Raw genomic sequence first — 12,126 nt, forward strand, 5'->3', positions numbered from 1 at the left:
GATTTAAGTATTACATTTTCAGGAATCATATATTATTAGATTAAATACCGATAGAACCTGAACGCACAGCGTTTTCCACTCCTTTTTTTAGTTTCATAAAAGTTTTAAAAGCCAATTGAACCGTATTGGTAGGAATGTTTGGAACATTGACACCAGCCTTATGCAGCAGGCTAAGTGCTACTTGTTTTTGGCTTGTTGGTAAGCCAGAGAGTAAGGAGAAAAACATTTTAGGGTTATTCAGTAGCATTTTTTTAGCCTTATAACTTTCCACAAAATTTCGTTGAAAACGGAATGTTTTATCAAAAGTTTTTTCGGCTGCTTTGAAAAACTCATCACGATTAAAGCCTCGTTTTACCTTTACACCATTTAAAGGTGTTTCGGATTTCTTGTACTGAGACCCTGGGGATAAACTCAATTTATTTGAGGCATCTGTTCGGCTAACAATGATATGAATATGGCTTTGCATACCGTCCTTTTTCATCCCCTGAACAATTCTTTTTCCATGCTGTTGGTGTGGTGCCTCGGCTTCAAGTTTCTGCATTTTAGTTCTTAACACATTTAGATTTCCCTTGGTCTTCCCAGCTTCAATATGTCGGATTTCTTTTTTCAGTTCCTGTATTTTTGTGGCATAGGGCTGGTTCTCTACTATTTGTAAATCGGTTCCCTTAAATGTTCTAGTATGTTCCAACTTGGCATAATATTTTATATCATCTACTGTTACCCGTTTATCCCTATAAAATGAAGCGGCATAATCCTTCATCAATTCCCTGGTATAAATCCTCAGTTTTTCGGGGTTATTTCCAATATGCTTTAATTCTCTTGGACTTGGACTGATCACTAATGAATAAAATTTGGGGGCTTTTTTTGGGAGTCGTGCCGTATTTTCATCAATCCCTTTAATGACTTGTTCTGGACTCACACGGTCATTATATTGATCGAAAAAATATTCCTCTACTTCAAGGTCTTTGTCTTCATTTTCCTTTTCAAGATACTCGACAAAATCACCAACACTTCCTTTATAATTGAGTCCACTATGTTGTTTGGTTATGGTAATGTACATGGCTTATATGTTTTTTAATGTTCTTCGAAATCGTTCAATTTCATCGCTGGTTAATTCCAGCTTCAGGTAGGCTTTACCAAAGCCACTTTTTACTGGTGTGATCTTTCCCAGTACATAGTTAAAATCACCCTTCACTATTTTAATTTTATGTTCTAATTTTTCATATCTAATTTTAGGTACTGTTGTGTTGTCCACAGCTATTATATCAGGTTGTTCCTCTACAAATTTTCGTTCAACAATTTCAGGTGTGTCTTGAGTAATTTTTTCCTCAAATAAGGATTGTAACATGGCGGTTGTTGGCTTGGTCTGACTCTTTTCAATATCCTTGATTATGGCAATTGATGCTTCCATACGTTTCCTGTTTTTCACAACTTCCTGAATGACGCTTTTCTCAAATCTATCAGAGGGCGAAAATCCGTGCCACTCAAAAAAATCCATAATCACAACAAGCGTATCCGAATGAGATTTTGCGATTTTTTTGGAAAACAAACGAAACCTTTTAGCCACTTTCTTCTTGATACTTATTGCAGAATAGCGATTTTTGTATGCTTTTTTTTTATTCATTTTACAGTAACTTTTTTCAATATTTAAGGGGCTTTCAAAGGGTTTTACAGTAAGTATTTTCACTTCCATAATTGTAAAACACCTCTAAAACCCTGTATTTATAGGGTTTTACGAAGCAAAACAGATCCGTAACGCTGCGTTAGCACGTTACCCTCTTGCTTCTCCAATTTCGTCCCTTTAGGGACGAATTTCCGAACAGTCGACTTGATAGTCGACTGCTTTTTTACGTATTACGATGATGGTACGGTCTAAATGGAAAGTCAAATCAAAGTGATTGACCGCACTTATTTGGCTGTTTGCAACCCACATAAATATACTGTTTTTGTGGATGAAAAGAAAATGCGAAATGAATCCAAATGGATAGAAATGCAACCAAAAAATATGAATTTTCAAGGAATCACAAAAAAAGACGTCAGATAGGGAGTTTATGGGTGTTCTTTTATTCCAAAAGCAACGAGTTACCTTTAGAACTGATCCATGTCATTTTTGGCGTGTATTTTTGAAACAAAAACCATGACAAAAATATAAACTAAAAAAAGGACTACGAGTTCCTTATTAATTTCAAAAAGAATTTTTCTTTTTTTGAAAACCGACGTTCACCATCCCGATAGAATAATTCAGAACCATCGAGAATGGATTTGCGGTATAGGCACTCTAAACGAATAAAAAAAATCTTGAAACTGACTATCCCCGAGACAAGCCATAGGGGCATTTCGCCAGTTTCATTTTGCCTTTATAGAGGCAAAAATCGAATTTTGTTATTTTGCCTCACCCAGAACTGCAAAAAAAAGCAGTTCTGACCTCTCCAAAGGAGAGGTTAATTGGAAACCCCGACCCAAGTGTCGGAGAATTTTTAGATTAAAGGATTTGGAAAAACTCTAAGAATAAAAAACGATAAATTTCATAATGTTATAATTTTAGATTGGAAGCTATCATTATAAAAAGTCAAGTCCTAAATATTGATTTTTGAGGGGGAAATCCCCTCAAAAATCAAACATTGAAAACAAAAAACGATCGAATTTAAAAGGTACTTAATTCAGTTTTATGCTTATATAATTGAATTATCTGCAAAGCTGTAGTAATCTCCATTTGGAGTAATAATTAAATGGTCTAGAACATTTACATCAAATAGAACCGCTGCCTTTTTAATTTTATTTGTTAGTCTGATATCGGATTCACTTGGTATCAATTTCCCACTCGGATGATTATGACACAAAACAATTCCTACAGATAAAGATTTTAATATCACCGCAAATAAAATTCTTAAATCGACTAAAGTGCCAGTTATTCCACCTTGTGAAACTTGGTAGATCCCTTTAACTTTATTGCTATTATTAAGCAATAATATTTTAAATGATTCATAAACACCAATAGTATCCTTATCCCAATTTTCAAATAAGAGATCAGCAGAATCTTTTGAGTTCCTAACTTTTTCCCACATAGAAAATTTAACATTCCCTATGTAACTAATTTTTATTTCGTTAACTTTATCACTCATTGTAATTTTTTTTTAAAGAGGTTATAAATGAAAAAGAGGGCGCATCTTTAGACAGGAACGCCCTCTTTATTTTTAGCTATTCACTAGCATATTCTTCACCTTTGATACCTAACAACAAAATTTCGTTAGCTACCACTTCGGTTACAGATCTTTTCTCCCCTGCTTCGGTTTCATAGCTTCTAGAAGTCAATTTGCCCTCTATGGCAACTTCTTTTCCTTTGTCTACATATTTTTCTATGATTTCGGAAATCTTACCCCAAGCCACTATATTGTGCCATTGGGTATTCTGTATTTTTTCTCCATCAGAATTTTTATAAAATTCATTCGTAGCCATTGAAAAATTAGCGACTTTTTTACCGTTTTCTAGAATCTTGATTTCGGGTGCATTTCCAACATTCCCGATTAACTGTACTTTGTTTTTTAGTGTACTCATAATTAAAAAATTTAAAGACCTATCTCTCGACAGGCAGGTTAATATGTACCTATCTGAACCATTCAGAAAGGCTTTAAAATTGATTTACTTATTATATCCAGAGCGTTTTCCTTTTTTTGTTTCCTGCCTCTCTCGGCAGGCAGATTTAACTTTTGTTCCGCTTCCTTTTTATTGATTTTGTAAGATTTCATAAGTTTCATTTTAGATTTACTTCCCATAGTGCCGTCACTGTTACCTTCTTTTTGTTGCTTGGTGCTTTTCAATATTCAGCTTTGTTAAGACATATAAAAAGTGCGAGGAACGAGCCTGATTATGCTGTCGTTCAAAACTGAATGTTGTTATTTTGCTGTCAAAAAAAGGATAGCGGTGATGGCTTACGGATGTGAGTCTAAACCGCTTGGGAAGTATAAAAGCATAGGAAGTGGAACTAAATGCAAATACTTAATTCCTATTAAAGCAGACTTAATCTTAAAATTTCATATTAGGAAAGAGGAGTTCCTGACATTTTCGGCAGAATGATACGAAGTGGGAGTCTAAAACTATGGGATTGTGTTCAATATCTTTTTAATGAAGTGCTTTTCCCGAAATGAAGTACAAAGGAATGTAGTAGAAAAGTGCTAAATCGCTTTCAAATTCTAACAATTCTTGTTTTTCTAATTTCAGTAAGGGTTTTAAGGTATAAATTATGGCTCTAGCCCCCTACCTTAAGTAAAATGGAAAGTTAAAATATCCAAAGATGATTACGAAAAACAAATATCTGATATATACAAAGTTTAGTATTTACTAATAAAAAAGATAAAAATTCTTAGAGATAAAAATTTAAGTATGTTTTATACATTATCAAATGGATTTTTAATATTTAAATGATAGTTGACAACTCAGTTAGTCACATTCAAAATCATAATCAAATAATTCCCTTACGTGAACATTCAATCCTTTCGATAATTTACAAAACAGTCAATAATTGTGTGCTTCCTTTGTCTTTTTCTATTCGAAAAAACAAATATCCGATATATAATCACATAAAAGCTTCATCTTTCCACTTATGCTCAAAATCAAAAAGTTCTTTGGGGTGTACTTTTAATGCTATAGAAATTTCTAATATCGTATAGAATCTAATTTCAACCTCGCCCTTTTCAATTTTACTTATTTTACTATATCCTAAGTCACATTCCTTCGCCATTTTTCTATAACTCAAATTTCTTTCTAGACGTAATTCTTTGATACGCTTACCAAATAGAGTTAAAACTTCCTGTTTATACAGTTTCTTCATATAGTATTTGTTTAGTTTCGAAATTGAAATAATTATTTTGAAGAAATGTGACCGAATTAGACCACATTATTTTTTTTCTTCTTATATTAGCTTTTGAATACATATATTTGTGATTCTTCGTATAAAAATATTTGAAGTAATCGCTTTGAACCTCGGTTTCAAAAACTGGTAATTTTTATAACCACGAGATGATAAGTAGGATGCTCACGTCTATTGGCGTGGGCTCACTTATTCGTGGTTGGGTAACCAGTACCTTGAAAGCGTTTAAGTTGAGTTCCACGCCTTTTTGTTTCTACACATTACAGGCTTTAATGGGTATTTATCTCATTTTTTTGGCAACTTCAACATATAACATAGATTCCACTTTTTAGTAAGATTAGCCTCGCTCAAGGTGGGACAAGTACAACTTAAAATTTAATCCATGAAAAAAAACAAAGCCAATAATTCACGAGAAACTTTGATTTTGACACACCATGCACTTTCAAATTCTTTAGCACTTTTGATTAATCAAACATCCCTTAAAGGTGAAGTAAAAAATCATTTCAAAATGGCCTTGAAAGTCATTGGAATCATTTTAGCCGATTTAAAATACGATACAGGAACCCATTTGCTAATGGAAAAAGAATTTGATCAATTCTTTGCTTCCTTTCCTGCAGAATACTACAACAAAAGAAAAGAGAATAGAAAATTGATTTGTATTTATACCGTGGCTAAAAATATAGAATCCTGCATTGAAACCAATAAGATTATACATAACCCAAAGGATAAATCCGAAAAGCACCTTAATTTAAAACCATGAGAGGGAAGGGAAAGGAATTAATCCTTAATGGTAAGAGTTATAAACAGCTTTTCGAGAGTTTATACCCCTAATTATGTGTGTTTGCATACAAGTACCTTAGCGATTTAGATATCTCAAAAGATGTCGTTCAGGAAGTATTTGTTAAAGTCTGGGAAGATGACATTGCTTTTCAAAATGAAAACCATGCCACAGGTTTTTTTTATAAAACCGTTAAAAATAAATGTCTCAATTATTTAAAAAGTAAACAGTATAGAGTGACAGAACGTTATGAACCTGCAAATCTGGAAGTCTATGAAACGGGAGCATTTTATATGTCTGAAGCCGTCGCTATAGAAACCGCCGCTGTTATAGATAAAGCCATTAGTAAGCTGCCAGAAAAAGCGGCTCAGGTTATTAGATTGAGTATAGAAGACTATACCAATAATGAGATAGCAGATCAATTATCGATATCCATCAATACGGTCAAGGATCATAAAAAAGCAGCCTATCGAAAATTAAGAGGTTTTCTAGGCTTTTTAAACATGGGGTAACTTCTTATAACAACAAATAAACAAAATGAAAAAAACCGAGCTTATGAAAGCTAAACTTTCTTACAACGTAGGTAGCTAAACGATTGATGTTACGCAAGATGTATTTTAACTTTCTTGCAGTCAGAAGAATGTGTTTTTAATGAAATTACACCCACCCCCTCTTATAATTTGTTGTATTAACAACAACAACCTCATCCTGCATTTTTTTATTAAAGTAAAAATGATGCTTCCCTCCCCAAAAAGTAAGCCTTTTATAACCTCATAGTTATAACAACCAAACGGATCATGTAACGAGTAACGGAGAAAAATAATATACAAGGCAGGCAATCCAAAAGCAAAAGCCATTGCCTATAACACGCTAACCATCCCTAGAGCTGGTCAATTCTATATCGTATTATCAGATGGCACTAAAGTCTGGTTGAATTCTGAATCCCAACTAAACTACCCAGTAACAACTAGTATTGGTGTGTTTTTTGCATTATCACCATTACCTATTCAATTAGCAATAGCTATTCTAGTAATTTCACTTGTAAGCGGTTTATTATTTTTTTATAGACCAACAACTTCACAAACAATTGATCAAAATAAAAAGGGATAATACCACCCCCTTTTATTATTTGTTGTGTTATAGTTAATCTAACTAATTAATTCTACCACTCTCATGCAAGACATCATCTTAATATTACTTGGCTTTAGTTTAAGCGTGCTATTTGTTATCATATATTTTTTAGTACGAAACAAAAAATACAATAGAAAAACATATCCTTCTGAAGATATTATAAAATCATTTAGATTAGTTTTTTCTATATCTTTATTTTTAAATATCGTATTGACTGCTTTATCTAACAATTGTGATTGTCTATCGGTTATGTCAAAAAACACGAGTAACCGTTAATTGGGTTGTGGCTATTAGGCTAACAAGGGCTACAACTAAAAAAAGTAACCCAAATATAAAAACATTTATGGAAGACAAAACTCAAACTGATTTTTTTGAAGATTCTTTAAAAAAATTCTCAGATTTCATTAAAATTTCTTTTAAGGATTTAATTAGATTAACACATAATGAAAAAAAAGTATTTTTAGACTTGTACTACAATAGGGTTACGGAGTTAAATAAAATGCAAAGTATTTTAAAAAATATTAGAAATAGAGGTGATAATATTTTAATTCTAGGTCACGCAGGTACAGGTAAAAGTAGCTTTATGTACAAAGTGTTTTTTGAAATCGGGAATTTACCTGATTATAATTTATATCCACTTATTGTTGATTTTAGAGATGGTAATAAATTCCATTTATATAAGCATTTTATCGAAAAAATGGAAAAATATTTTTCAGATATTAATTGCCCTATTCCTAAATTAATTACAAACAATGAAACTAATTTTAAAGAAAATATTTCACTTTTAAGAACACATTTAGCGAATATTGATGAGAAATGTTTCACAAAACACCTTATAATTTTATTAGATGATTTTGACTATCTTGATGAAGATGATTTATTTGATGTTTTAGAAGATTTTCAAGGATTCGGTATTCACAGACACGCAACTTTAGTTCTATCTGCAAGACCAGCATTATATACTGCTATAAAAGAATATGACAATAGACTAATTAAAACCTTTACAAGAGAAATTCATAAAATAAAACTGGTAAGACTTGATATTAACAAACTAATATCAAGAAGATTAGCGGGTATAATAATAGAAAATAAATCAAAGAGTTGGTTTAAAAAAATAACCCACAAAGAATCTGATTATATTCGGTTACTAAAAAAAATGGGGATTTCTGAAATAAATGATATTGAAAACATAACAATTCCATTTACTGGTTTATATCTAAATTTTATTTCAAATATAACTAATCACAATAATAGAGAAATATTTGATATCGTGCACGATAGTTTGATTTACGTACGTAAAAATTTTGAAATATTAGAATCAATTTCTGAAAAGAATGAAGATGGAGAAACTCATTCAAGAAAAAATATAACTAAAGAGCAAACATTGGAACTTTTTTATGATAATGATGATTCATTATTTAGAATAATAAATATTAATAAAAATATTAACAAAAAAGGAAATTCACTTTTATTCAACTTATTAGAAGGTGTGAAATTATATAAAGAATTAAATAGAACATTTACGGAACAAATGAATTTTCTTGGGCATAAGGAAAAAGAAATAATCTGGGGAATAAAAAAATTAAAACTTAATAATTTAATTTCACCAACTAAAATAGTACCTAATCGTTATGAAGAAAGGATTGATTTATATCCTGAATTTAGTATTACTGATAAAGGTGATTATTATCTTACAAATATCTGTTATTGGGAAGAGTATATAAATCGTTGTGGACATTTTGGAGTTTCAATTCATAATAATCTAATCGTATGAAAAAATTAAGTATAACAACCACATTTGAACTTGAAGTAAATGAAATTTGCGAATTATTTTTAATGAATAATAAAAATTGTATTAAAATTATTGAAATTCTAATCTCATTAAGATACAAAAATCCGATTTCATATAACAAAATCGGGTACATAGTTGTGAAAAATGCGTTTGTAAAATTATTTCCAATACATAAAAATAATCGTAAGAATACTAGTTATTTTAAGATAAGTAAAAGACAAATTAAATATAATAAAGATAATTGCGAACTTATAATTAAACCTATTTCACTTTTAAAACTTAATACCTATGGGCTTGAGAACTATTTTGAATGAAAAGATACCGAAAAAAAAACATTGTAGATTTTATGATAATGGGAAATGCATTTTACACTATAAAACTTGCTACCCTTGCTCGTCAGAAATAAAACGTATTGAAGGTGTTGATACAATAAGTGAATATTTAACTTTTGTCACTAATAGAAAAAATAATTCAATGATTTTATGGTTTACATTTTTATCATTAATAATATCTATCTCAGCATTATTTTCAACAATTTTTGAAGATGAAATAAAAAATCAATTTGATAAAGAACAGTTGCCAACAAAAAATATAAGCAAGTAAGATTACACTTATCTTTAGATTTTAAAACACCGAATACGGTATATGAACTAACAGCGTAAATTCAATTTTAAACTGTAGCCGTATTTCAGGACAAAACAATTCTAGTTCTTTTTTCAAATAAGATACAATAACCAAGTGTTTTTAATTAATATTTAATTATCAAAGAGGGTATCTTGATTAGTTGTAACTACATTAGATTTTGTAATTTTTTTAGTTTTTAATGAGTCCCTTAAAGCTTTGCGCCTTTTATTATAGACCCACTTTCGAAGGTCGTTCAACAGAAGCAGTTCATAATCGGTAAGATGCTCTGGGGCTATTTCTGCCAGAGCTTCGTTTTTCTCCTCTCCTTTGTGTGATTTAATATATTGAGCGCCTACCCATGTATAAATATTGACCCATTCTGAAGGCATAGGGGATTCAAGGGTTCTAGGCATCATATATGCAAGAACTTCGGTAAGAGAAGCCATGTATTTCCCTTTCATTAGACAGAGTAAACGAGACCTCTTAACACTACTTAGAATATCGGATGGAATGGTACCTTTCCAAGCAGATTTAAAAACAATAATAGGGCTTGTAAGGCAGTCCATAAACTCAAAAATATAATCATTTTGGGGTTTATTAGCGGTTTTTGGTGTATTTTTTTGATTGATAACAGGTTTGGTTTCGAAGCCAAAATCGAGCTGTAAAATGTTTTGATTTTTCATTTTGTAAATTTTTTGGATTAAACATTATTTGTGCATGCATCCAAACGTTAGACAAAATTTTGTCTCAAATTTTCAACTGAAAAATTGGACGAAAACCTTTAGGTGGTTCCGATTTTTTGGGCTGATAAATTTGAAGGAAATATTTTGCGAGTTTAAATTGCAGGAATATTGTATTAATATTCACTACCGCCATCTTTGAAAAAAGCGGTATTGCAATCGGGTATTATTTTTCTAAAATGAAGAGTAACAAAATGTAGAGAGAGGTGCTGAATGACTTTGGTTATGGTTTTTAAACAGAAAACTCCAGTTTATGGTACTGGAGAAACCTTTTAAATTACTGTATTATAGTAATTCATATATTTCATTAAACAATTTCTTATCTAATCGTTTCTGTTGTGAGAACGTTTTTTTTCAATTTGCTATGCAGTACTGAAATAAAGAATTTCTTGAAACCAACTATCCTCGGATTAATCACACCTGAAAAAATTTATTTAACTTATTATCACAAAGTTACAAAACCTCTTTCCTGTTTATACTATTGTACAACATATTATGAAAAAAAATGCCGTTTTGAAGCGTATAACCTCTGGAGGCATAAACTAAATACCTGTATTATGAAATTAAAAAAAATTAAAAACGTTTTGGCTGCTTTTGCATTTATTCCTATTGAAAATGATAGGACAGAAGGTTATCCAATTACTAGAGCCTGGTACTACTATGGCTCTGATGAGATGTGTGTCTTGGTTAAACCGGTTAGCTATGATGAAGTTGACCAAAATCTTGGGCTTTGTACTGTTACAATACTTGATGTTTCCCATCAATTATATGGCAAAGCCCCCAATGGTCCTTGTGCTAATATTATTTTGTATAAGTGTGAGCCGTAATAGTGGTTTTGTAATGATTAAGGCGTGTCAATTTCGACACTAAGAGACATCGCATACTATTTTAATTACCAAAATTATATGATGTCTCAATCGTACCTCATTTCGATAGGGCTCTGAAAAAATGAAGATGCTGTATTGGTCTTCAGAATAATAAAAAACACCTATTTGTCATTACTCAGAAGTGAACAAACTGTGTTGTAATAATGTTAGATTATTTGTATAGTAATAGTTAAATTGGTGTATGTCATATAAAACAGGAAATCGAGATCAAATTACATTCTTACCAGACTCTATAGATCAATATGTAAGAAAAGATGATCCAGTACGAGCCTATGATGCTTTTGTTGATTGTATTAATTTAGAAGAAATAGGTATTGTTGTTAACACCAATGCCGTTAGAAATTCATCCTATGCCCCATTGGTTATGTTAAAAGTATTAATTTATACGTATTCATTTGGATGGCGGATTTCAAGAAAAATAGAAAGAGCGTTATATCACAATATGTCCTTTATTTGATTAGCAGGCGGGTTGAAACCAGACCATAAAACAATATCGGTATTTCGTAAAGCAAATTTAGAAGCATTAAAGAAAGTATTGGTTCAGTGTGCAAGACTTTGTTTAAAGTTAGGAATGATAGAAGGCAATACGCTTTTTACTGATGGGGGTAAATTTAGAGCGAATGCAGGAAATAGAGAAACTAGAAGTCTTGAGAAATGGGAGGGTTATCAAAAGCATGTTGAAGCCAGAATAGAAGAAGTCCTTAAAGATGCAAAGTCCAAGGACCATACAGAACCTGAAAGTTTAATATCTATAAATAAAGAACTTAAAAGCAAGAAAAAATTAAAAACAAAAATTTCTTAATCAAAATTTAAATGAGCATATTTTTAGATTACGACACAGTCTGTAAGCATAGTTAAAGTGAAATGAATACTAAAAATTATGATCGAAATTATCATTGCTCGATTAAAATAATCTAACATTTAGCTTGAAGTATAATAGTCATAATAATTTAGGAGAAGATCTACAGGAACCTTGTTTATACTAGCTAAAAACGCTCTGAATATTTAAGGGAAGTACCTTTGTTGGTTAGTATCTTCTGTTAGTTGCCCTAAGCCTTTCTCTAGGTTCTAATGGCTAAGCGATCTAATGTCTTTATGCTCGTATATATTGGCTCTGCTCAGGTACACATTTTACTCATAAACGGCAAATTTTGAATACAATAATTAATTGAGCATTGCTTACATACATACATACATACATACATACATACATACATACATACATACATACATACATACATACATACATACATACATACATACATACATACATACATACATACATACATACATACATACATACATAC

The 12,126-nt window shown here is 31.1% G+C and carries 14 protein-coding genes; 7 read left to right on the forward strand and 7 right to left on the reverse strand.

The genetic code is table 11. The annotated features are described in order from the left end of the window. Positions 1–40: 40 nt before the first annotated feature. The 6 genes from mobB to Q4Q40_RS23245 form a co-directional block, all read right to left on the reverse strand. Entirely contained in the window at positions 41–1,060 is a 1,020-nt protein-coding gene (gene mobB / locus Q4Q40_RS23220; protein WP_303304450.1) for a MobB family relaxase, read from the reverse strand. Positions 1,061–1,063: 3 nt separating this feature from the next. Continuing rightward, positions 1,064–1,693, reverse strand: coding sequence for a BfmA/BtgA family mobilization protein (locus Q4Q40_RS23225; RefSeq protein WP_303304451.1), 630 nt, complete (start codon positions 1,691–1,693; stop codon positions 1,064–1,066). Positions 1,694–2,672: 979 nt separating this feature from the next. Continuing rightward, entirely contained in the window at positions 2,673–3,122 is a 450-nt protein-coding gene (locus tag Q4Q40_RS23230; protein ID WP_303304452.1) for a JAB domain-containing protein, read from the reverse strand. Between the two features lie 76 nt (positions 3,123–3,198). After that, on the reverse strand, positions 3,199–3,555 hold the full coding sequence (locus tag Q4Q40_RS23235; RefSeq protein ID WP_303304453.1) for a single-stranded DNA-binding protein: 357 nt from the start codon (positions 3,553–3,555) through the stop codon (positions 3,199–3,201). Between the two features lie 62 nt (positions 3,556–3,617). Further along, positions 3,618–3,818 carry a hypothetical protein gene (locus Q4Q40_RS23240; protein WP_303304454.1) on the reverse strand — a complete coding sequence of 67 codons (201 nt, stop codon included), beginning with the start codon at positions 3,816–3,818 and terminating at the stop codon, positions 3,618–3,620. Positions 3,819–4,573: 755 nt separating this feature from the next. Further along, positions 4,574–4,828, reverse strand: coding sequence for a helix-turn-helix domain-containing protein (locus tag Q4Q40_RS23245; RefSeq protein ID WP_303304455.1), 255 nt, complete (start codon positions 4,826–4,828; stop codon positions 4,574–4,576). Between the two features lie 421 nt (positions 4,829–5,249). Between Q4Q40_RS23245 and Q4Q40_RS23250 the strand changes: the two genes are divergently transcribed. The 4 genes from Q4Q40_RS23250 (at position 5,250) to Q4Q40_RS23265 (ending at position 9,171) form a co-directional block, all read left to right on the forward strand. Continuing rightward, entirely contained in the window at positions 5,250–5,627 is a 378-nt protein-coding gene (locus Q4Q40_RS23250; RefSeq protein ID WP_303304456.1) for a hypothetical protein, read from the forward strand. Between the two features lie 77 nt (positions 5,628–5,704). Beyond that, the gene (locus Q4Q40_RS23255; RefSeq protein ID WP_303304457.1) at positions 5,705–6,157 is read left to right on the forward strand and encodes an RNA polymerase sigma factor; all 453 of its coding nucleotides are present in this window, start codon (positions 5,705–5,707) and stop codon (positions 6,155–6,157) included. Positions 6,158–7,119: 962 nt separating this feature from the next. Continuing rightward, on the forward strand, positions 7,120–8,550 hold the full coding sequence (locus tag Q4Q40_RS23260) for a hypothetical protein (RefSeq protein WP_303304458.1): 1,431 nt from the start codon (positions 7,120–7,122) through the stop codon (positions 8,548–8,550). Between the two features lie 306 nt (positions 8,551–8,856). After that, the gene (locus Q4Q40_RS23265) at positions 8,857–9,171 is read left to right on the forward strand and encodes a hypothetical protein (protein WP_303304459.1); all 315 of its coding nucleotides are present in this window, start codon (positions 8,857–8,859) and stop codon (positions 9,169–9,171) included. 152 nt (positions 9,172–9,323) lie between these two features. Here the strand turns inward: Q4Q40_RS23265 and Q4Q40_RS23270 are convergent, their stop codons facing one another. Next, positions 9,324–9,875, reverse strand: a complete 552-nt coding sequence (locus Q4Q40_RS23270) for a hypothetical protein (RefSeq protein ID WP_303304460.1) — start codon at positions 9,873–9,875, stop codon at positions 9,324–9,326. 614 nt (positions 9,876–10,489) lie between these two features. On the opposite strand from Q4Q40_RS23270, the gene Q4Q40_RS23275 reads away from it, so the two are divergent. The 3 genes from Q4Q40_RS23275 (at position 10,490) to Q4Q40_RS23285 (ending at position 11,621) form a co-directional block, all read left to right on the forward strand. After that, positions 10,490–10,759 (forward strand): hypothetical protein, encoded by a 270-nt coding sequence (locus Q4Q40_RS23275; protein ID WP_303304461.1) that lies wholly within the window; start codon positions 10,490–10,492, stop codon positions 10,757–10,759. 241 nt (positions 10,760–11,000) lie between these two features. Continuing rightward, positions 11,001–11,276: a transposase gene (locus Q4Q40_RS23280; protein ID WP_303304462.1), complete on the forward strand. Its 276-nt coding sequence runs from the start codon at positions 11,001–11,003 to the stop codon at positions 11,274–11,276. A 114-nt stretch (positions 11,277–11,390) separates the two neighbouring features. Next, positions 11,391–11,621 carry a hypothetical protein gene (locus Q4Q40_RS23285; RefSeq protein WP_303304463.1) on the forward strand — a complete coding sequence of 77 codons (231 nt, stop codon included), beginning with the start codon at positions 11,391–11,393 and terminating at the stop codon, positions 11,619–11,621. Positions 11,622–12,126: the final 505 nt, after the last annotated feature.

It is taken from the genome of Flavivirga jejuensis (assembly GCF_030540765.1).
Taxonomy (GTDB): domain Bacteria; phylum Bacteroidota; class Bacteroidia; order Flavobacteriales; family Flavobacteriaceae; genus Flavivirga; species Flavivirga jejuensis.

Coding starts and splice junctions, on each gene's coding strand:
- mobB (WP_303304450.1), bottom strand. CDS start 1,060: ATGTACATTACCATAACCAAACAACATAGTGGACTCAATTATAAAGGA.
- Q4Q40_RS23225 (WP_303304451.1), bottom strand. CDS start 1,693: ATGGAAGTGAAAATACTTACTGTAAAACCCTTTGAAAGCCCCTTAAAT.
- Q4Q40_RS23230 (WP_303304452.1), bottom strand. CDS start 3,122: ATGAGTGATAAAGTTAACGAAATAAAAATTAGTTACATAGGGAATGTT.
- Q4Q40_RS23235 (WP_303304453.1), bottom strand. CDS start 3,555: ATGAGTACACTAAAAAACAAAGTACAGTTAATCGGGAATGTTGGAAAT.
- Q4Q40_RS23245 (WP_303304455.1), bottom strand. CDS start 4,828: ATGAAGAAACTGTATAAACAGGAAGTTTTAACTCTATTTGGTAAGCGT.
- Q4Q40_RS23250 (WP_303304456.1), top strand. CDS start 5,250: ATGAAAAAAAACAAAGCCAATAATTCACGAGAAACTTTGATTTTGACA.
- Q4Q40_RS23260 (WP_303304458.1), top strand. CDS start 7,120: ATGGAAGACAAAACTCAAACTGATTTTTTTGAAGATTCTTTAAAAAAA.
- Q4Q40_RS23265 (WP_303304459.1), top strand. CDS start 8,857: ATGGGCTTGAGAACTATTTTGAATGAAAAGATACCGAAAAAAAAACAT.
- Q4Q40_RS23270 (WP_303304460.1), bottom strand. CDS start 9,875: ATGAAAAATCAAAACATTTTACAGCTCGATTTTGGCTTCGAAACCAAA.
- Q4Q40_RS23275 (WP_303304461.1), top strand. CDS start 10,490: ATGAAATTAAAAAAAATTAAAAACGTTTTGGCTGCTTTTGCATTTATT.
- Q4Q40_RS23280 (WP_303304462.1), top strand. CDS start 11,001: ATGTCATATAAAACAGGAAATCGAGATCAAATTACATTCTTACCAGAC.
- Q4Q40_RS23285 (WP_303304463.1), top strand. CDS start 11,391: ATGATAGAAGGCAATACGCTTTTTACTGATGGGGGTAAATTTAGAGCG.